The organism is Ferviditalea candida (genome assembly GCF_035282765.1).
GTDB classification, from domain to species: domain Bacteria; phylum Bacillota; class Bacilli; order Paenibacillales; family KCTC-25726; genus Ferviditalea; species Ferviditalea candida.
The window spans coordinates 13,641-33,941 of the sequence record NZ_JAYJLD010000037.1 but is presented as its reverse complement, the minus strand read 5'-3'; the positions used below and the strand labels follow the sequence as shown (position 1 = coordinate 33,941).

At 51.2% G+C, this 20,301-nt stretch carries 21 protein-coding genes, 1 pseudogene and 1 riboswitch; of the genes and pseudogenes, 2 read left to right on the top strand and 20 right to left on the bottom strand.

The annotated features are described in order from the left end of the window. Window positions 1-10: 10 nt before the first annotated feature. From VF724_RS18075 to lpdA, 7 genes and pseudogenes are all read right to left on the bottom strand, one after another. Window positions 11-301, bottom strand: coding sequence for a hypothetical protein (locus VF724_RS18075; protein ID WP_371755643.1), 291 nt, complete (start codon window positions 299-301; stop codon window positions 11-13). A gap of 27 nt (window positions 302-328) precedes the next feature. Further along, window positions 329-433: pseudogene (locus tag VF724_RS18070) on the bottom strand (DUF6531 domain-containing protein); the annotation flags it as partial. A gap of 44 nt (window positions 434-477) precedes the next feature. Then, a complete protein-coding gene (locus tag VF724_RS18065) occupies window positions 478-825 on the bottom strand; it encodes a hypothetical protein (RefSeq protein ID WP_371755642.1) in 348 nt (115 codons plus the stop codon). Between the two features lie 120 nt (window positions 826-945). After that, window positions 946-1,035: riboswitch (cyclic di-GMP riboswitch) on the bottom strand. Window positions 1,036-1,317: 282 nt separating this feature from the next. After that, complete coding sequence (locus VF724_RS18060; protein ID WP_371755639.1) at window positions 1,318-2,718, bottom strand: dihydrolipoamide acetyltransferase family protein; 1,401 nt, start codon at window positions 2,716-2,718, stop codon at window positions 1,318-1,320. A 26-nt stretch (window positions 2,719-2,744) separates the two neighbouring features. Next, window positions 2,745-3,731: an alpha-ketoacid dehydrogenase subunit beta gene (locus tag VF724_RS18055; RefSeq protein WP_371755638.1), complete on the bottom strand. Its 987-nt coding sequence runs from the start codon at window positions 3,729-3,731 to the stop codon at window positions 2,745-2,747. Window positions 3,732-3,734: 3 nt separating this feature from the next. Next, entirely contained in the window at window positions 3,735-4,730 is a 996-nt protein-coding gene (locus VF724_RS18050) for a thiamine pyrophosphate-dependent dehydrogenase E1 component subunit alpha (protein ID WP_371755641.1), read from the bottom strand. A gap of 183 nt (window positions 4,731-4,913) precedes the next feature. Then, entirely contained in the window at window positions 4,914-6,335 is a 1,422-nt protein-coding gene (lpdA, locus tag VF724_RS18045; RefSeq protein ID WP_371755637.1) for a dihydrolipoyl dehydrogenase, read from the bottom strand. A gap of 127 nt (window positions 6,336-6,462) precedes the next feature. Between lpdA and VF724_RS18040 the strand changes: the two genes are divergently transcribed. Further along, window positions 6,463-6,720, top strand: a complete 258-nt coding sequence (locus tag VF724_RS18040; RefSeq protein WP_371755636.1) for a DUF2627 domain-containing protein — start codon at window positions 6,463-6,465, stop codon at window positions 6,718-6,720. A gap of 148 nt (window positions 6,721-6,868) precedes the next feature. Here VF724_RS18040 and VF724_RS18035 read toward each other — a convergent pair whose 3' ends face one another. From VF724_RS18035 to steA, 4 genes are read right to left on the bottom strand one after another with little or no spacing between them, the layout of a single operon-like run. After that, window positions 6,869-7,735 (bottom strand): hypothetical protein, encoded by an 867-nt coding sequence (locus tag VF724_RS18035; RefSeq protein ID WP_371755635.1) that lies wholly within the window; start codon window positions 7,733-7,735, stop codon window positions 6,869-6,871. After that, window positions 7,729-8,418 (bottom strand): glycosyltransferase family 2 protein, encoded by a 690-nt coding sequence (locus VF724_RS18030; RefSeq protein ID WP_371755634.1) that lies wholly within the window; start codon window positions 8,416-8,418, stop codon window positions 7,729-7,731. Before VF724_RS18030 ends, VF724_RS18035 begins: the two co-directional genes overlap by 7 nt. Beyond that, complete coding sequence (locus VF724_RS18025; RefSeq protein ID WP_371755633.1) at window positions 8,378-9,028, bottom strand: copper transporter; 651 nt, start codon at window positions 9,026-9,028, stop codon at window positions 8,378-8,380. The genes VF724_RS18030 and VF724_RS18025 overlap by 41 nt, the downstream gene beginning before the upstream one ends. Window positions 9,029-9,042: 14 nt before the next feature. Then, entirely contained in the window at window positions 9,043-10,155 is a 1,113-nt protein-coding gene (steA, locus tag VF724_RS18020; protein ID WP_371755640.1) for a putative cytokinetic ring protein SteA, read from the bottom strand. A 206-nt stretch (window positions 10,156-10,361) separates the two neighbouring features. Between steA and VF724_RS18015 the strand changes: the two genes are divergently transcribed. Continuing rightward, window positions 10,362-10,742, top strand: a complete 381-nt coding sequence (locus VF724_RS18015; RefSeq protein WP_371755632.1) for a rhodanese-like domain-containing protein — start codon at window positions 10,362-10,364, stop codon at window positions 10,740-10,742. A gap of 111 nt (window positions 10,743-10,853) precedes the next feature. Here VF724_RS18015 and VF724_RS18010 read toward each other — a convergent pair whose 3' ends face one another. The 9 genes from VF724_RS18010 to VF724_RS17970 form a co-directional block, all read right to left on the bottom strand. After that, window positions 10,854-11,951, bottom strand: coding sequence for an AAA family ATPase (locus tag VF724_RS18010; protein ID WP_371755631.1), 1,098 nt, complete (start codon window positions 11,949-11,951; stop codon window positions 10,854-10,856). A 330-nt stretch (window positions 11,952-12,281) separates the two neighbouring features. Then, the gene (locus VF724_RS18005; protein WP_371755630.1) at window positions 12,282-13,331 is read right to left on the bottom strand and encodes an aliphatic amidase; all 1,050 of its coding nucleotides are present in this window, start codon (window positions 13,329-13,331) and stop codon (window positions 12,282-12,284) included. 96 nt (window positions 13,332-13,427) lie between these two features. Next, window positions 13,428-14,375, bottom strand: a complete 948-nt coding sequence (locus VF724_RS18000; RefSeq protein WP_371755629.1) for an urea transporter — start codon at window positions 14,373-14,375, stop codon at window positions 13,428-13,430. Between the two features lie 14 nt (window positions 14,376-14,389). Then, on the bottom strand, window positions 14,390-15,088 hold the full coding sequence (gene urtE, locus VF724_RS17995; protein ID WP_371755628.1) for an urea ABC transporter ATP-binding subunit UrtE: 699 nt from the start codon (window positions 15,086-15,088) through the stop codon (window positions 14,390-14,392). Beyond that, window positions 15,081-15,827, bottom strand: a complete 747-nt coding sequence (urtD, locus tag VF724_RS17990) for an urea ABC transporter ATP-binding protein UrtD (protein WP_371755627.1) — start codon at window positions 15,825-15,827, stop codon at window positions 15,081-15,083. Before urtD ends, urtE begins: the two co-directional genes overlap by 8 nt. Further along, entirely contained in the window at window positions 15,790-16,881 is a 1,092-nt protein-coding gene (gene urtC / locus VF724_RS17985) for an urea ABC transporter permease subunit UrtC (RefSeq protein ID WP_371755626.1), read from the bottom strand. Before urtC ends, urtD begins: the two co-directional genes overlap by 38 nt. A 2-nt stretch (window positions 16,882-16,883) precedes the next feature. Continuing rightward, the gene (urtB, locus tag VF724_RS17980) at window positions 16,884-17,741 is read right to left on the bottom strand and encodes an urea ABC transporter permease subunit UrtB (RefSeq protein ID WP_371755625.1); all 858 of its coding nucleotides are present in this window, start codon (window positions 17,739-17,741) and stop codon (window positions 16,884-16,886) included. Between the two features lie 64 nt (window positions 17,742-17,805). After that, the gene (locus VF724_RS17975; RefSeq protein ID WP_371755624.1) at window positions 17,806-19,032 is read right to left on the bottom strand and encodes a transporter substrate-binding domain-containing protein; all 1,227 of its coding nucleotides are present in this window, start codon (window positions 19,030-19,032) and stop codon (window positions 17,806-17,808) included. A gap of 29 nt (window positions 19,033-19,061) precedes the next feature. Next, entirely contained in the window at window positions 19,062-20,054 is a 993-nt protein-coding gene (locus tag VF724_RS17970) for a nitrilase-related carbon-nitrogen hydrolase (RefSeq protein ID WP_371755623.1), read from the bottom strand. Window positions 20,055-20,301 lie beyond the last annotated feature (247 nt).

The window sequence follows — 20,301 nt, the reverse complement described above, 5'->3', positions numbered from 1 at the left end:
TCCTCTTGCGTCATAAAAAAATCCTCCTCACATCTATTCTGAGGAAGATTATCTCATGAGCCAAACCAGCTTCACAGGTGGGTTTGGTTTGACGCTTACTCAAGGTTAGTTGGTTTCCGTTTCTGTCGGTTAATGCGAGTAGCTTGCCCGAGGCACTGTACTTGAACTTGGTCTGGTCCTTAAAAATCAAGGTATAGGAACCGTCTTGTTCCTGAATTAATTGTTCATAAAAACCTTCCAAAGCCTGATATCCGGTTAGCGTCTTTTTATACGGAGCTTTTTTTCCGTCCGGATAAACCACATACACCGAGTCCGGTTTAATCTCCAAGTAACTGTTATAAGTATGGGACCAGCCCCTGCCCAAAGAACTCTCGAGGTAACTGCGATTATTGTAATAGCGCGAAAATTCAAGCGGCAGACCGCGTCCGGCAATGCTCAGATCAGTATGATCGTAGGCAAAGTTGCCTGTAGCGATATCTACCGAATCTCCTTCTTTAAAATCATTGGAAAAATGGCCGTAAGTCGCTTCGTCAAAATAAATATCGATGACAAAAGCGAGTCGGCTGGATAACCGCCATTCGTCATGGTGTAATCGCCCAACTGACCGGACCAATTATTTCCCCATGCTTGAATCGTTCCATCTTCCAGTACGGCAAGGCTGTGTATGTTCGTTGAGGCATGAATCGCTTTTACCGGCTTATACTCGATGACAATGGAACTCTGGGTACTAGCCTCGGCACCGACAAAATTTACGGGAAAGGACATGAAGGTTAAAATCAGGACAAGAATAATGATGAATTCCTTTTTTACGTTAAATTTATACATTTTTGATTCCTCCTTTTATTTATAAACATCAAAACATAGTAAAATTGTTTTAACTTACCACCTCCAAATACAGAAATACCCCATCCGAGAAAGATGGGGCAACAGGTTCCCTATCTCTCTTTTGGCAACTGGCTGGCATAGTACATACTGTGCACATTAGCCCCTGTAGCTTTGCGTCACCGGCTTTCACCGGCTTTGCCTTTTTCATCTATCGAGAGATTCATTAACTTGTTATACCATTATCATAATCTATGTCCATTTCTGGTAATATCATACATATGGACGATTCTTGTCAGCCGCTGTCTATACTAAAATGAACGAATCCTTCCAGAGCGTTCGCACGAATAGGTATTTCGTATTATTTCCAGCGAGAAGCAGGCCGATAAGGATTTGGATTGAATCAATGCAAACAGGGCTTGAAGAACGATGCCCAGCCCGCTGTTGGGGTTGTGGATTCGTTCTTCAAGCCCTGACTTGTTCACATCATACAAATTAATACAATTGGGTATCCGGTCCGAAGGCTTCGAGATTTTCCTTCAGCCGCTGCAGGAATCTGCCGCAGATCAAACCGTCGAGAATCCGGTGATCCAAAGACAGGCAAATATTGACCATCGAGCGCACCGCAATCATATCGTTGATGACGACCGGCCGCTTGACGATGGACTCGAACGAGAGGTTGGCAGCCTGTGGATAGTTGATGATCGGATAGGAAAGAATTGATCCGAAGGAGCCCGTATTGTTGACGGTGATCGTTCCTCCCAACACTTCATCCAATTTCAGCTTACCTGTTCTGGCCCTCCTGGACAGCTCGTCGACTTCCCTTGCCAATCCGGCGATATTCATTCTGTCGGCTTTTTTGATGACCGGGGTGATAACGGAATCCTCCGTTCCCACGGCAAGCGAAATGTTGATGTCTTTTTTGACGATGATTTTATCGACGGCCCACACGGAATTAAGAATCGGATAATCCTTGATGGCATTGACAACCGCCTTCAGCATGAAGGCGAGATAGGTCAGATTGATGCCTTCCTGCTTGCGGAATTCATCCTTCAGCTTGTTTCGAAGCAGAACCAGATTGGTGACATCCACTTCGATCATCATCCAGGCATGGGGGATTTCCGTCACGCTTTGCCTCATCCGCGTTGCGATTGTGTTGCGGATCGGCGTGACGTCGATAAAATACTCGCCCCTGCCGGTATCCTGCATCGGCTCAACCTCGATCAGCGGCATGCGCGGCGTCTCCGACAGGTGAAGTCCGGTGGAGCGGACAGGCACTTTCTCGGTCGTAAGCGGCTCTTTCCGGCGCTGCGGCTCTTCCCTCCGGACGGGGGATTGCCGATCCGCTGGTTCCCTTCCGGGAGAAGCCTGATGGTCCGCCTGTTGAGGATCAACCGCTGGCGGCCGTCTCTGCTGCCGTCCTTCAATGAATTCGCGCACGTCTTTCCGGGTAATCCGGCCGCCCATGCCGGTGCCGGCAATCTGCGTCAGATCGAGCCGGTATTCGTTGGCCAAATGCTGAACCGCGGGAGAATAGCGGTGACGCATGGAGGAATCCCCGTCCGCCGCTTCGAAGCCCCGGCGATATGCGGAAGAGGCTTCGTGCTGTACGGCTTGGCCGGTTGCTTCCGTCGCCGAGCCGGGCTCCTCGATGATGCAGATCACCCCGCCGACCTCCACCGTTTCCCCTTCCTCCGCAAGGATTTCCTTCAAAACTCCTTCCACGGGAGAAGGCATTTCCGCGTTGACCTTCTCCGTGATCAATTCGCAGAGCACCTCATACTGCTCAACGTAATCCCCCGGTTTTTTCATCCATTTGCCGATCGTGGCAGACACCAGGCTTTCCGCCAGATGAGGCACGGTAACCTCGGTGCCGGCAGCTTTCGTCACTCTCATAAAGGACCTCCTAACCCGTTTCGGCGCTAGTACAGCGCCAGCTTTCTCATCTCATCCTTAATCTTGTCCTTATTCAGCAAAAAGAATTTTTCCATCGGGGGATTCATTCCCACGGCGGGAACGTCGGGCGGACACAACCGCATGATCGGGGCATCCAGCTCAAACAGCAGCTCCTCGGCAATGATGGCTGCAACCTCTCCGCCGACGCCTCCGGTTTTATTGTCTTCGTGAACGATCAAGATCTTGCCCGTGCGGGCTGCGGATTCCAGAATCGCTCCCTTGTCCAGCGGCTGCAGGGTGCGCAAATCAAGGATATGCGCGCTGATGCCTTCTTCCTTATGCAGCTCCTCCGCCGCTTGAAGAGCATAATGCACGGTCAGTCCGTACGTGATGACGGTGATGTCCGTCCCCTCCCGTTTGACGTCCGCCTTGCCGATCGGCACGATGTAATCCCCGTCGGGGACTTCTCCCGTCTGAGACAAGTAGCATTTTTTATGCTCGAAATAAAGCACCGGATCATTGTCCCGAATGGCCGCCTTCAGCAATCCTTTGGCATCGTACGGTGTCGAGGGGGCGACGATCTTCAGCCCGGGCGTGCCGACAAATACGGATTCCGGGCATTGGGAATGGTACAAGGCTCCGCCGCCCGTCGCTCCGTACGGCAAACGGACAACCAGCGGACACTGCCAGTCGTTGTTCGAACGGTAGCGGACCCTCGCCGCTTCGCTGATGATCTGGTTGGTTGCGGGAAAAACGAAATCGGCAAACTGCATTTCGGCTATCGGCCGGAGGCCGTACATCGCCGCGCCGACCGCAACCCCGACGATGCCGGATTCCGCCAGCGGCGTGTCCATCACGCGCATTTCGCCGAACTCCTGGTATAGCCCTTTGGTGGTGTTCAGAACCCCTCCGCGGACGCCGACATCTTCGCCAAGCACGAAGACATTATCGTCGCGCCGCATTTCTTCCCGCATCGCACTTACAATCGCTTCGATATATTTGATGACCGCCAAGACTCACGCCTCGCTTTCTTCCTCATAAACATGCTTCAGAGTGTCTTCAGGCGCCGGATAAGGCGCTTTCTCGGCATATGCCGTCTCTTCATTGATCATTCTGGTGATTTCCAAGACCAATTCCTGATCCTGCTGTTCGTCCCACAGGCCGCAGTCGATCAGATACTGCTTCAGACGGGCAATTCCGTCCTTCTGCATATTCTCCTGCACTTCTTCCTTCGTGCGATAGAGCATATCGTCATCAGCCGTGGAATGGGGAGGAATGCGGTACATCATCGCTTCAATCAGCGTCGGTCCTTCTCCCCGCATCGCCCTCTCTCGGGCCTCTTTCACGACCCGGTAAACCTCCAGCGCATCATTGCCGTCCACGCGGATTCCCGGAAACCCGTAGCCGATCGCCCGGTCGGCGATCCGCGCCTCACCGATCTGCTTGCTGTAGGGAGTTGAAATGGCGTATTGGTTGTTTTCACAAAAGAAAATGACGGGCAGCTTATGTACACCGGCAAAATTGCATCCCTCATGAAAATCACCCTGGTTGCTGGAGCCTTCGCCAAAAGAGACATATGTGCAAAACTGCTCATTTCTCAGTTTCCCCGCATAGGCAATGCCCGCGGCCTGCGGAATCTGCGTCGCCACCGGGCTGGAGCCGCTGACGATCCTCAGCTTGCGGTGTCCGAAGTGTCCGGGCATCTGCCGTCCTCCGCTGCTTGGATCCTCCGCTTTGGCAAAGACCGACAGCATCAGGTCCCTGACCGTCATGCCGACGGACAGCACGAACGCGTAATCCCGATAATACGGCAGGAAGAAATCCCGATTTCCGTCAAAAGCGAACGCGGCAGCCGCCTGGCCGGTTTCCTGTCCGACACCGGACACGTGGAAAGCGATTTTGCCGGAACGCTGCAGGACCAAACACCGATCATCGAATTTTCGTGCCGCCAGCATCATCCTGTACATATCGATCACCTGCCGATCGGTCAATCCCAGCCGGCTGTGCTTCATTTCTGAATTGACAGGAGCCTCGTTGATCAATGGAACTGCCTCCTTCACGCAAAAATTTATGGTGTCAATGGATTGAGAGCAAATTTTATAACCTGGTACTAATACTTGACTTTAAACGTATTATACCTCTTTTTGTTCCGAAATGAAAAGACCCACCCTGAAAATTCAAAATATCATAAAGAATCACATGCCGATGGCCTGTCCGTCCACGGCAAGCATCGCTTCGCCGAGCGCCTCGGAAAGCGTCGGATGGGGATGGATCGTCCGGCCGACCTCCCAGGGAGCCGCATTCAGAAGCTGGGCGAGGGCGGCTTCCGATATGTAATCGGTCGCGTGCGGACCGATGATGTGGACGCCGAGAATATCATCCGTAAGCTTGTCGACCACCACCTTCACAAATCCGTCGACTTCCCCGTACACCAGCGCTTTGCCGATTGCCCGAAAATTGAACTTGCCGACCTTCACCTCAAAGCCCTTGTCTTTGGCCTGCCGCTCCGTCCACCCGACGCTGGCGACCTCGGTGCGGGTATAGATGCATCTTGCCACCCGGTGCGGCTCATAGGGATGCACTTGCATGCCGGCGATATGCTCCACGGCGGCAATCCCTTCGTGGCTAGCCGCATGGGCCAGCTGCAGCCCCCCGTTGACATCCCCGATGGCATAAATATGCGCTTCGCTGGTCTGCATGAATTCGTTGACCTTGATCACGCCGCGCTCCACCTTGACATCGGTATTCTCCAGGCCGATGCCCTCCACATTCGCCTGTCTGCCGACGGATACAAGCATCCGCTCAGCCTGAAGCCGCACCGTCTGCCCTTTGTGTTCGAGCTCAAGGGAAACTCCCGTTTCATCCGGCTTCACGGTTTCCGCAAGCAGCCTGGCACCGGTAAGCACCTTTACCTTCCGCTTCTTGAACAGCCTTTCGAGCTCCCGGGAAATCTCTTCATCCTCCAAGGGAATCAGACGGGGCTCGTATTCAACAATCGTCACCTCAACGCCGAAATCGCTCAGCATGGAAGCCCATTCCACGCCGATAACACCTCCGCCGACGATGATGATCGACCGGGGAAGCTCCTCCATCGACAGAGCTTCATCGCTGGTCATCACTCTGGTTCCGTCAATGGCGAGCCCCGGAAGCGATTTCGGCCTTGACCCCGTCGCAATGATCAAATTTTCGGGGACAAGCGTCTCCACTTCCCCGTCCGGGAGCTCAACCGCCACCGCTCCGCTCTTCGGCGAGAATATCGAGGGGCCGATAATCCTCCCGATTCCTTTCACCACATCGATTTTATTTTTTTTCATCAAATATTCAATGCCTTTATGCAGCTGATCGACAACCGACTGTTTTCTTTCTTGGACTCTGGAAAATTTAAGCTGCGTTCCGGACACTTCGATCCCGTACTCCATCCCGCTGTTCATCGTATGATAGACTTCCGCGCTGCGCAGCAAAGCCTTGCTGGGAATGCAGCCCTTGTGCAGACAGGTGCCGCCGAGCTTGTCCTGCTCCACGATGGCCACGGTCTTCCCCAGCTGCGCCGCGCGGATCGCCGCGACGTAGCCGCCGGTGCCGCCGCCGAGCACAACGATATCGTAATGTTTCGCCATATGTATCCTCCTCGCAATAACACGTACAAACGTAACCTCATTGTAACCCGACTTCAAATTGAATGAAAGAAAAAGTATAATAGGTTTGCATCGCAACGATAGCTGCCAGAGAAGGAGATATGCCGCAATGCTGCAAATTTTGTACCGATTCATCGCCGTCGTGCTCCTGGTTGTGCCGGGAATTGTCGCCGCATACGGTTTTATTTTGATGAAAGACGCCGTATTCGAATCGTTCGGCCCGCCGGTTATGCCCTGGGGGAAATTTCTGTTGGGAATACTGTTTTTCCTAATCGGCGTTTTCTTTGTAGGAGGATGGATTTTTTATCGGGACAGAAAAAGAAATTATGTCGCTCCGCGGTTCAAGGAAAAAAGAAATAAAAAATGAAATGAAATTTTGTGAGGTTGTCAGGGAATGTCTGCAATAGAGCCTATATTCTGCGAGTTGTCGCAGTTTTCCGGGAAGCCGAACTGTACGACCGACAGCTGGAAGCTGACCCGCTCAAATCGGTTGGTTTCGACCCGCCGCCTGGAAACTATACCCGACCCAATTTATCCAGCCAGTTCAGCAGCCTGCTGTTTTCAATGATGCGGGTGACGGAGCCGCGTTCGGCGACCCAATGAATCGCGATCAATCCTGCGAGCATCCCTGTCTGGAACCACCAGGGAGCAGATGCCGCTGCCGCCGTGCCCAGAGCAAAGCCGAGTAAATTAGCACCCGTGTCCCCTAGCATGGCTCTGCCCCCGAGGTCATCCGGCAGTAAAAGCAGCGTGCCGACAAGCAGCGGAAACAGCCACGCTGCTGCAGCAAAAGGCTCGCCTGCCGCAAAAATCAGCACGGCTGCGGCCCAAAAGCTCTTGATCGCCCGCCCCGGACGAAGATCCAGCAAATTGACCGCATTGGCCGCCAACGCAATCAGGCCGAAATGCAGCAGCCCGGCCAGCAGGCCGCCCCCCAATTCGATCGATATCCAGCAGGCCGTCAGAGCTGTACCCGCGGCCTTCAGCAAACCGGTCGAAACGCTTTTTTCCAACCTCCATTTGCGCAGATGCCCTTTGAAGCCTTTGACGGTTTTGTCCCCAATTGAGTCATCCATCCAACCAAGCGCAAAAACAATTGTCAGCGACGAGATATACGCATATGTCCACTTTTGCGCGTTTGATCCGGCACCCGCAAATGCCGAAAACGGCAGCGACAGCTCCAGCTCCAGCCAGATGCGGCTGAGCCACATATAGAAAAGCGTCAAAAACAACAAATAAATGCCGGTTGCCTTGGGGATCCTCGCTTGCTTATAGTTGGCCTCCGTCATGCCGTGTTCGGCAAGAAAGCGGATGCTCAGCGGAAGGGCGATGACCGCTATGGACAAAAATATGCCGAAAAACAGCAGACCGGAGATCAGCATACCGGATGTCTCCATTTGTGCACCAGCGTTCTGCCGACGGAAACAAACTGTTTGCCGCGGTGCAGGAACCCGCTCCAATCGCGGCCGGTTTCCCGGTGCCTGAAACCGACGGCAATCTCGCAAATGGCAAAACCCGAGCGTGCCGCATCGATGGTCAGACCGACCTCGACGCCGAATCCCCTTGACAGCCCGCCGATCTTCTCCAAAACCTCCCGCCGGAGCGCGCGCTGGCCGGACAATGGCGCATGCGTCCGGTATCCGCTCAGCAGGTAAATCCCCCGGGCAGCCAAGCCCCGCACCAGACCGAAGCCGCCTTTGCGCCTTGGAGACGGCAGCCTCGCTATGCTCATGTCATACCCATCATCCCTGACGGGACGAATCAGCTCGCCGACCCGTTCAGCCGTTTCTCCGAGATCCGCATCCAAGAACACGAGAATCTCGCCCTTCGCCTCCCTCCACCCGTTGTCCAAAGAGGCTCCCTTGCCCAAATTCCGGCCGTGCCGGATAACCCGGTCGGCAAAGCGCTGCGCTTGGAAGTAAGTGCGGTCGCCGCTTCCGTCGTCAATCACCAGCAATTCATCCCACAGCCGGCGGACGTGCGGCTTATACAGCGCGGACAGAGTGACGGGCAGCAGCGCTTCCTCATTCCACGCCGGTATAATGATAGTAACTGAAGGCTTCATGCGATTCCTCCCGAATAATTTTTTTCAAGTACAAAATGAAATCGACGATCTGCTTCGGTTCGGTCAATTCAAGCTTGTACGCGCTCATGTCAATCACCTTCGGAACGCTGCCGCTTACCTGCGCCGAGCCGCCATCATTGCCGTACCACCGGGCTGCATACTTTGCGGCCTTCGGATCGGAGATGACGATGATGTCGGGCGGCGGCACGCCGCCGGTTTCCGTTGACCAGAAAACCTGCAGCGTATCCGCCTCCCCTGCATTCCAATAAGCCTGGAGCTTCTCCGCATTTTGCTCCGACCAGTCGGCGCCCGCCGATTTCATGATGATCTGCAGCATCTCATTTTTCACCGACGAGGGACGAATCCAGACAATTTTCTTATTCTCCAGAATGGGCTCGGACTGGTTCATCATCTGCAGGGAAACGATCTGCTTTTGCAGCAGCTGATTTTGCGATACCTGGCGGTCATACTTTTCCACCAATATTTTCACAAGATTCTGCTCCGTTTCATGCATCCACTGCTGGCCCAGCGTTCCGCCAAGCAGAATGCCAATGCCGAGCGCGATGAAAATGGCAATCAGCGAAGCGATATGATATTTGCTTGTCAGCATGATCCTCACTCAATTCATGACCATATTCTGAATTTCACATACGTCCACATCACCGAGAAGAAATGGCGGAAACCGGGATGAATCAGCGCCAGCGTGGCCAGCGGAAAAAAACCCGCCAATGGCACGATCCACATGCTCCTCCATTTGACCGGACGATGATACAACTTGGATACCCCTTTGGCATCTACCAGCTTGGAGCCGATTTTCATTCTGACCAGCATGGTGCTGGCCATTCCTTTGCGTCCTTTTTCCAAAAAATCGATCATATGGGTATGCGTCCCCAAGGATACAATCAATTCCGCATTCTTTTCAAAGGCGACGAGCAGAGCGATATCCTCGCTGGTTCCGGGCGCCGGAATACATTGGGCCTGCAGGCCCAGGCTTTCGATTCTGCCGATTCCCGGAGCCCGTCCGTCAGGATAGGCGTGCACCAAAATTTCCGAGCCGCACAACAAAGCCGCGTCAGATATGCTGTCCATGTCGCCGACAATCAGATCGGGGGTATACCCGGATTCCAACAGCGCATCGGCGCCGCCGTCGACCCCGATCAGCACCGGGCGGTAATCCTCAATATAATCCTTCAATGCCCGCAGATCCGCTTTATACCCGCTCCCGCGCACCACCACGACCACATGCCGGCCTTGGATGGCCGTACGCAAAAGCGGAACCGCCAGCGGGTGAATCACGAAATCTTTTTCTTTGCGGGCATAATGAAGCGTATTGTCGATAAATTCGCTGAGCCGAGATCCCAAATTCCGCCCCGCCAACACGTTCAATTGCTCCCAGCGTTCCCTCGTGAACAGCGTATACGGAATCCGGAAGCCTTGATGCAGGATGAAATTCTCTTCAATGACAACCTCCCGGCCGTCAGCAAAAAAAGCGAAATATTCCTCGGCAATTTCACATACCGGGATACCCGCATTCAGCAGAAAAAGGGGCCCGTTTACCGGGTATTTCCCGCTCATCGTGGGAGCCGCGTTGACCACCGCTTTGACTTTCGCCTCGATCAGGCCGGCGGCGCCCATTTCATCAATGTCCTGATGATGAATCACCGCAATCTGTCTGGGAGCTATGGCGCGCAGCAGTTTTTTCGTGCTGCGACCGACTCCGGCATTTCCGCGCGCGATGATGCCCGAGGCTTCCTGCTTCAGATTCCACAGACCGATGGCAGCCCCCTCCTTTCGGCTTCATTGTCGCGAAGGCAACAAAATTATGATTTCCAAATGATGTATTTTTTATGAATAAAATTGCCGGTGGATGAAAATGGCGGTGCGAAAAATGGTGAACTATGTTATAGTAATGCTGAAAGACATACACATGGGGGTATTTGGGGATGAAAAAAACACTGCTGTTTACCGTACTGTTCCTGTTCATTCTGGCCGGCTGCTCCACTGAAAAATCCTATCCGACCGTCAGCCTGAAAGACGCCAAACAAAAAATCGACCAAGGCGCTGCCGTGATCGATGTCCGCACTCCGGAGGAGTATGCGGCCGGGCATATTCCGAACGCCATCCTTGTTCCGCTGCAGGACATTCAGGCCGATCCGAAGGCTGCCCTGCAAAAGCTTGATCCGAAGCAGGAATATATCGTTATCTGCCGCAGCGGCAACCGCTCGAAAGCGGCAAGTGAAATTATGTGGAGCCAGGGCTTCAAAAGCATTATCAATACTGAAACAGGAATGAAAGACTGGCCGTATGACACGGTAACGAATTAACGGAATATCCCGCGCCGCCGAAAATCAAACGGAGGCATAGGTCCCCTGCAGGATTGGCCTTGGGCCGTACCGGCAAAAACTTGCCTCCTTAATTTTCCGCCTGTTCCGATTCTATGCCGTTGTCTGAACGATGCGGATCCGGTTGTTCTCGACATAGCCCACATATTGATAGGGCTGTCCGGTTCCTCCCGACCGGATCAAATGATCGGACAGCGGCAGCTCCACATATTGCCGCAGTGCTCTTTTCAGCGCCCGTGCTCCGTACCTGACATCGAACCCTTTATCCAAAACAAATTGTTTGGCGCCGGCATCCAATTGCAGAGAGCAATTGTGCTTCTCCAGGCGTTTATTGATCTGTCCAAGATAGGCGTCGATGATTTCCGTCAAATTATTTTTCTCCAAACGGTTGAACGTGATAATTTCATCAATCCGGTTGATAAATTCCGGTTTGAATGTTTTTTCAAGATTTTTTTTGGTGATTTGGTCCAGCACCGAATCGTATTCACCGGAACGGAACAAGGTGAAGAAGTGCCGAATATGGAAGAAAATTCCGCGGTCCAGATAGTCGTATACTTCTTTGGCCCCCAAATTGCTGGTCATAAATATCAAACAATTGCGAAAATCGATCGTCTCCTCGCCGGAAGCAATCGCCATTTTGCCATTATCGAAAATATTCAATAAAGTCTGGATCACCTGCGGGCTGGCTTTTTCGATTTCATCAAACAAAATAATGCCCGGCCTGCTGAATGATCCTTCTATTTTTTCTTTGTCCAATATGGTGGAGCCTTCCCGGCTCCCCACATAGCCCGGCGGCGATCCGGTAATCGCCGCGGCATAATGGTCAAGAGACAACGTATTCATGTCAACCCGGCAAAAATTGTCGCGATGGCCGTATATCGCTTCCGACAGCACTCTGACGATCTCCGTTTTTCCAACCCCGGTCGGTCCCATAAACAGCGAAACGAATAAAGGTTTGTCCGGATCGGAAATGTCCGCCCGCACAATTTTCAGCATATTTTCAATGGATTCCAGCGCTTTGTCCTGTCCGTATATCCGGCTGCGCATCCTTGCCATGACCTCATCCACCCGAAAAACAAACCGGGTCTTGAATTTTTTGTCGTCCGGCCTGTCTGCAGCTGCATCTTCAATCGGGGCATGGCTTGCAGCTTGTTTGGCCAGATACTCGAGCTTGTCGTTGATAAATGGCAATCCGGTCACCTCCACAATTTAAGATAAGGAGTCAGATCAAGATGCCGGGAGTCTGCACAAAGAGTACAGTTCGTGAATTTATTCGATTTAGTGGTTATTCCGGAAAAAGGGATGGCACTTCTCCGCTCTTAAAACCAGGAATTTTGATTGGACTTTTTCGGATAATTCCCGGTTTTAAAGGTGTACAAGTTTTCGAAGAAAACTGCATCGGGAGCATAAGCTTAAACTATTCATACTCATTCCCTTTTTCCTCCATAACATCATCGGACAGACTCCCTTCAACCTGACCCCTTACCTAAACACAATTTCATTCAACCTTCAAGCCGTTTATTATTTCTTGCTGCCTTCCATTTCCTTGCCCTCGTTCGGAATTCCCTCGATCGGGCACTCCGCTGTGCCGATCGTCGATCTCGTGATTTGCTCCGCTTGTTCGCGGGCCTTTTCGGCATCCATGACCCAAGTGCGGTAAAACTCAAACGGGCACTCGGCAACCCCCTTGTCGCCATCGCCGGAATTGAGGATTCCCGTATAACCCCTATGCAGAAGCTTGAACAAATGATTTTGGGACTGAGCGTTTTTCCGGAAATCGCGAATTTGCGAAAGGGAAAGCTCCGCATACTGGATGCCGTACTCCTCCTCGCCGCATTCGCCCAAAGTTCTTCCGTCAAAGCCGATGATCGCGGAGTGACCGAAGTATGAATAAACCCCGTCGAAACCGGTCGCGTTCGCCACGGCCACATAGCTGTTGTTGGCCCATGCCATTGTCTTGGCCATCATGACCTGCTGATCTTTGGCCGGATACATGTATCCCTGCGGGCGGACGATCAGCTCCGCGCCCTTCATGGCACAGTCGCGCCAAATTTCCGGATAGTTGCCGTCGTCGCAAATGATCAGGCTGATTTTCAATCCTTTCGGACCGGTTGTGACATATGTCTGGTCACCGGGATACCAGCCTTCAATCGGCACCCACGGCAGAATTTTTCTGTATTTCTGCACAATCTCGCCTTTGTTGTTGATCAGGACGAGGGTATTATACGGAGCCTTTCTCGGATGTTCCTCGTGGCGTTCGCCGGTCAACGAAAAAACACCCCACGTATTCGCCTTTCTGCAGGCTGCGCCGAAAATTTCCGTTTCCTCACCCGGAATGACCGATGCCGTTTCAAACATTTCTTTGGTGTCATACATGATTCCTTGCGTGCTGTACTCGGGAAATACAACCAAATCCATGCCCGGCAAGCCCATCTTCATGCCCACGATCATGTCGGCGATTTTTTGGGCATTTTCCAATACTTCCGCCTTGGTATGCAGCCGCGGCATTTTGTAATTGACAACCGCCACTCCTACTGTATCGTTACTGCTTGAAATATCTCCATGTCTCATTGAAGATTGCTCCTCTCAAATAATTAATTTTTTTAAAATTGCAGAAAACATGAACGCACATTTCAAATTCGCCCAGTCAATCCATAGACCACCCCCTCAACTTGATCCGGCTTTTTGAAACCATTGTCTTGCACTCAGGGAAATCCAAGCGGTTAAGGTGAAAGGCATTGTAAAGGCCGGCAAACCGTAAGGCGCCAGAAACACGCTGATGCCCGACGTAACCGGCACCGAGGAGGCTGCTGCAGCCAACCCGGCCAAATAACTAAAGCGGCGTCCGCGCTCTGATGGAAAAGTCCATGATAACGCCAGCATGGTCAGAACCGCGTTATACCCGTACAGGCCCTGGTCGATCCATGAGCTCTCCGCTCCCAGCAGATATGCGGTCAACCAAGCCGCGGCCGATCCGAGAACGGCAGAGATGCCGGGTCTGATTCCGGCCAGAAAAACACCCGAGAGAATGATGAGCCCTGCTATGAAATCGTCCATGATAAATACCTGGCCCACACCGTGAACAACACCCTGCAGAATATCGGGGATGTCCGTGAGACTCTGATGGATATCCGAAACGTTCTGCGGATTTAAAACAGGATTTAATGCGATAAAATCCATTCGATAGGCGGCAAGCAAAATGACCCATGTCAGGACGATAAACGGAAAGGTGAAAACCGGGAGTTGAATTCGTCCAAGCCAATTCATCATTGAAGCCGCAAATATCGCCGACAAGAAAGCCGCTGCCGGAGCGACGATCCATTTTCCCGGTCCATCCAAAAAAAGCGCGATGGCGATGCCCGTCAGCACGGCGTTATAGCCGAACAGCCCCTGATCGACAACCTTCCTCTCGGCCCCGCAGCATCGTCCGACGGCAGTTCCGATTATTGAGGACAGCGCCGCAACGATCCCCAAGCCGTATGACGCCGAGAAGATTCCGATCAGCGCTGCCAAACCGGTCAATGCATTTTCAATCAGGATAACTTGGGAAATGCCTCTCAAAACGGCTTTAATAAATGAAATTCCTGCTTGTTGAGCCGACTCCGCGGGAGACATGGCAGCACCCCTTTTTAGATGGTCAAATATTTTTTGATGGAGTCTGCACCAGCTTCCAAGGAGCTGCCCGAATGCACGATCTGACCCTTTTCCATAATGTAAAACCGCTGCGCCACCTTAAAGGCAAAATCAAGATTTTGTTCGACAATAAACACCGCCAACGATTTTTCCTTGTGAATTTTATTCAGGATCTGGGCAATTTCCGCTACTAAATTCGGTTGAATGCCTTCAGACGGTTCATCGAGAAAAAGAATTTTCGGTTTGGACATTAAAGCTCTTGCGATCGCCAACTGCTGCTGCTGACCGCCCGAAAGCACCCCCCCTTTTCGCGGCAAATGCTCCTTCAGGGCTGGGAAATACCCCAGAACCTCTTCCATTCGCTGCTTCGTCTCTTTCGGATTATGCGCCATCGCGCCCAATTCCAGATTTTCCTGGACGGTAAGCATCGGGATGATCTCGCGTCCTTGCGGGACATATGCCAGCCCCATGCGGGAGCGCTCATTCACTTTTTTGCGGGTAATCTCCTGGCCGTCCAGCGAAATGCTTCCCTGCCTTGAAGGCAGAACACCCATGAAGCTTTTGAGCAGGGTCGTCTTTCCAACACCGTTGCGTCCCATCAAACAAACCCTGTCGCCTGCTTTGACATCGATATCGACGCCGTTGACGATGCGGCTTTTACCGTAGGCAACATGAAGAGAGCTGACTTTAAGCATGCGTACCCTCCCTCAAATAAACCTCTTGAACCTTCGAATTTTGTTCGATTTCAGCCAGACTTCCTTCCGCAAGAAACTTTCCCTGGTGAAGAACGGTGACCTTTCGGGCGACCTGCCGCACAAACGCCATGTCATGCTCCACGACAATGACCGAATGATTTTTAAACAGGGTTTCAATCAATTCTCCCGTTTTATAGGTTTCATCCGCGGTCATACCGGCAGTCGGTTCGTCAAGAATAATAAGTTCCGGATTTTGCGCAAGCAGCATGCCCATTTCCAGCCACTGCCGCTCGCCGTGGGACAGGTTTACGGCGATGTCGTACTGCTTTTCTTTGAGATTGATTTTTTCAAGAATGTCCTGCATCTTTTCTTTAATTTCATGATTTTTCTTGTAAAATAACGCTTTGAACACCTGATGAAAGCCTTTAAAAGCCACCTCGATATTTTCATTGACCGTCAGATTGTCAAAAAGATTCGGGCCCTGGAACTTGCGTCCGACGCCAAGCTTGGAAATCTCATAGGGCTCCATTCCCGTGATTTCCTGGTTTTTGAAACGGATCGATCCGGCTGTCGGTTTGGTTTTTCCCGTAATGAGATCCATCAGGGTGGTCTTTCCCGCTCCATTGGGACCCAATATGACGCGCAGTTCCCCTTCGTCCAAAGAAAAATTCAAGTCGGATACGGCCTTGAACCCGTTAAATTCAACGGTAAGACCGCTTGTTTCCAAAATCTTCGCCACGCTGCATCCCCCTTTCCAACTGCGAAACGCTAGCCCTTTTTGATAACGTTTTCTGATTCAACCGCGCTTCCAAGGAGCCGTAAATTCCATTGGGGAGGAATAATACGACCAGCACGATAACCGTCCCGATAAAAAGCTGCCATGCATCCGGGTAGCGTTCGGATAAAAGATTGGAGAGCCAGTTGATGATAAGCACCCCGACAACAGCGCCCATTAAGGTTCCGCGTCCCCCGATAGCCAGCCAAACCACCAACAAAGTCGACATGCCGATTCCTACATCCAGAGGAGAAATAAAACCATTGATCGGAACATACAGCATGCCGGCCAAGCCCGAAAGAAAACCGGATATCGTAAAAATAAATATTTTGTAATTGGCCGGATTGTAGGAAAAGAAACGAATCCGGTTCTCATTTTCCCTTATCGATTTAACGACTTTTCCAAAATGGGAGCGTGTCAGCCAGCGGGCAAACAAATAAATCAGCAGCGCCATAACCACCAGCAAATAATAATAAGTGTTGACACTGAGCGGCTTGCCGAAGATCGGGAAGCGGGGCAGTCCGTTTAAACCGTTGAATCCCCCGGTATATGCCTGCAAATCGTTGATCAGCAGTTGAAACAGCCCCGCCAGGGCCAGCGATATAATCGCAAAATAGACGCCGCTGACTTTGCTTTTAAAGATGAAGTATCCGATAACGGCAGCCAAGAGCGAAGGAAGAATCAGCCCCAGCAAAAAAGCGACCGGCGTACTTAGCAACGGAGTCATGAACTGCGGGATTTCATTGATTCCAAACCGCGTCATGAACATCGGGACGCCCTTCTGCAGAATATAAGACAAGGCCAGCATGTAACCGCCAAGCCCAAAAAACACGGCATGCCCCAGGCTCAAGAGTCCCGTATAGCCCCATACCAGATCAAGCGCTATTGCAAAAATAATGAAAACGACAAATTTGCCCATCAATTCAACGCGGAAACCCGAGGCAAACAAAGGAAATAGCGCCAAAAAAGCCAATATCAAAATCCCAAGCTGCTTTTCCAAATTCATTTTTTTCAGCATGACTATCTCCTTTCCATCTTGAATAATCCTTCGGGCTTAAATCGAATCACAATAATAACAAGAATAAATACAAGGATTTTTCCGAGCGTTTCCGTCGTAACCAGCGTCAGCAATTGATTCGCTTCACCAATGACGCCGGAGCCGATCGCCGTGCCCGTCAACGAACCGACGCCTCCCAGAACGACAACCATAAACGCATCCACCAAATAGTCGAGTCCCATTGTTGGAGAAACCGTTTTTAACGGCGCAAGCGCCGCGCCCGCTATTCCCGCCAAGCCGGCTCCGAATGCAAATGTATAGGTGTCGATGAGCGAAGTATTGATGCCCAGACATTCGCTCATCTCGCGGTTTTGCGAGACAGTCCGGAATTGAATGCCGAATTTGGTCTTGTAAATTACAAAAGCGACCAGCAGCAGCAAAAAGACTGCAAACAGGATGATAAACAAACGAAAATGGGGCAGAACCACACTTCCTATGGACAGAGAGCTTTCCAGCGGATTCTTGACCGATTTGCCTCCCGGTCCAAAAATCATTCTGACGATTTGTTGAAGGAGCAAAGAGACACCGTAAGTGGCAAGCAGCGTTTCGAGAATCCGCCCGTACAATTTCCGGATGACCAGCATCTCTATTAAAGCTCCGACCAAGGCAGTTACGACAAAGGCCGCGATCATGCCTGCGAAAAACGGCAGCTTCATTACCGTGCTGAACACATATGTCGTATAGGCGCCGATCATAATCAAATCGCCGTGTGCCATATTGATGACTTTCATGACGCCGAAAATTATACCCAGACCCAGAGCAACGATAATCAGAATTCCGGCAATACTGATTCCGTCGGCAATCACCTGTCCGATGACCATTTACGTCTCCTCCTTTTAGGAATAAAGGGGTAGAGCGGCGATTCTACCCCCGATCGTTAAAGTATTAATTATTCCAGGGTTCTGCATGGTCAGGGAAGATGACTTTGGCCCAAGGCTCAGGATGAATCAGCTTATCGGAATTTACAATCACTTCAAATTGCCCGTTATCGTTGACCTTGGCAATGCGAGAATGCAGCCAGGTATGATGGTTCTTTTCATCCACTTTAATTTTTCCTTCCGGGGCATCGAATTCCAATCCCGCAAACGCATCGATCAGCTTGGTCGTGTCGGAAGGATCCTGGACTTTTTCAAGCGCCATTTTTAGCAGATAAGTTGAGAAGTAAGCAGATTCATGAACATCGGTAATCGGCTCGTCTTTTCCATATTTATTATGGTAGGCTTCAACGAACTTTTTGTTTTCCGGGGTATCCAGCGTTTGAAAATATCCATAGGAGGAGATATTCCCGGCCGATACATCCTTGGTCATGGAAATCAGATCCGTTTCAGCCGTAATCGGGCTGGCAATCGGCACCTTCTTCGGATCCATGCCGAAATTTTTGTATTGCTTATAGAAGGCGGACACGCTGTCGCCTACAAGGTCGGAGAATACAACGTCCGGCTGGGCAGCTTTGATTTTGTTCACAACGGATGAAAACTCGGATTGGCCGATCGGCACGTATTCTTCGCCGACCACTTGCCCTCCCTGCTGCTGAAGCAGCGCTTTCACCTGCTTGTTGGTTTCAGCCGGGTAGACATAGTCGGAGCCGACAAAAAAGAATTTTTTGCCGACATTCTTAACCAGCCATGGAACGAAGTCCTGCAGTTGCTGGTTCGGTGTCGCCCCGGTATAAATGATATTTTTGGAATACTCCTCGCCTTCATACAGGGTCGGGTAAACCAGCAGGCCGTTATTTTGTTCGACAATCGGAAGCACCGCCTGGCGGCTTGCGGATGTATAGCATCCAATGATCGCCGCTACTTTGTCTTCAAGCAGCAGTTTCTTTGCTTTCGTTGCAGCCACCGAAGGCTCGGACGCCAAATCCTCCTGAACGGGAATCAGCTTCTTTCCGTTGACACCCCCGCTTGCATTGATTTCATCAATCGCCATCAGCGTCGCATTGGCCATTCCCTTTTCCGTTACGGCCGTCGCGCCGCTCAGCGAGAACAGGACGCCGACCTTAATGCCGTCATTGCCTCCGCCGCCGCTTCCGCCGGTACTGCTGCTGCAAGCGGATAACACCGGAAGCATCATCAAAGTCAAGAGCGCAATCCAAACTGTCCATTTTTTCATTTGCCATTCCCCCAGTTTAATTTTTTCAATCATCTGATTTTCGTTCTTGCGAGAACTCTCTTCTCTGCTGTTTTGAATTTCGTTATGCTTTCCGTTTTTTTCATAAAGGACTTCGAGTTGCTTGACCATTCCTGAATATAATCATATGGGCATGCGCCTAACCCCCCCTTAAGCGTTTCGATTGAATAGCCGCGGTGATTCAGATTGAACAAATGATTTTCCGCCGTCCAATTTTTCCGTGAATCCCGGATGGAAGAAACGGACAGCAGAGCATACGTTACTTGGTCGGGAGTCCCGTCGCATTCCACAATAATTGTCCCGTCGTAATCGACGATGCTGGAATGTCCAAAATACGAATACGTTTTATCCCGCCCCGCCAAATTGGCATTGGCCAAATAAACAAGGTTTTCCCACGCTCGAACCTGTGTGACGATGCGCTGCTGCTCCCGGGCGGGATTCATATATCCTTGAATCAGCACAATCAATTCCGCGCCTTTTAAGGCAAGATCACGGCTGAGTTCCGGAATATTGGCGTCATAGCAGATCATGGCGCCGATTTTTATTCCTTTCGGACCTTCCACAACCGTCGTCCGGTCACCCGGATACCACGGCTCCATCGGAACCCAGGGATTGATTTTGTGATAATTCAGCACAATTTCCCCTTTGTTATTGATGAGAAGGAAGGTATCCCAGGGATTTCCTTGGAGATTCAGCTCCCCGGTTATCGAGAATACCCCCCAAACATTATTCCGACGGCACGCTTCCGAAAAAATTTCGGTCTCTGGTCCGGGAACTGTAGTGGATAATTCGCGCCATTTGGTCAAATGAAAGCCCTGTGTTGAATATTCTGGAAAAATAATCAGATCGAGACCGGGGTATCCGCGTTTCACGCCATCGACGAAATCCGCAATGCGAAAGCAGTTTGCCAGAACTTCATCTTTGTTGTTCACGACGGGAACCTGATAATTTACAACGGCAACCCCTACCATATCCTCTGATGACGAAATTGTGCCTGTCGGCATGCCGAACCCCCCTTGTTTTCTTGAAAATTAACCTCCTTGTTCGCAGAATCAATCTTGCATGTATGTCTAGCAACTTTCATGCCATATTCAAGAAGAGTTGAAATCTCCTGCTTTGCGCAGGCCATTCAAGCGAATTTCAATCAATCAGGGGCTGTTAAATATAGATTAATAGTCTAAATTGTCGGAATATTGTTCACTAAGCAATCAAAGTGTAAACTTTTTGTCCATTTATAAACATGAACGCGAC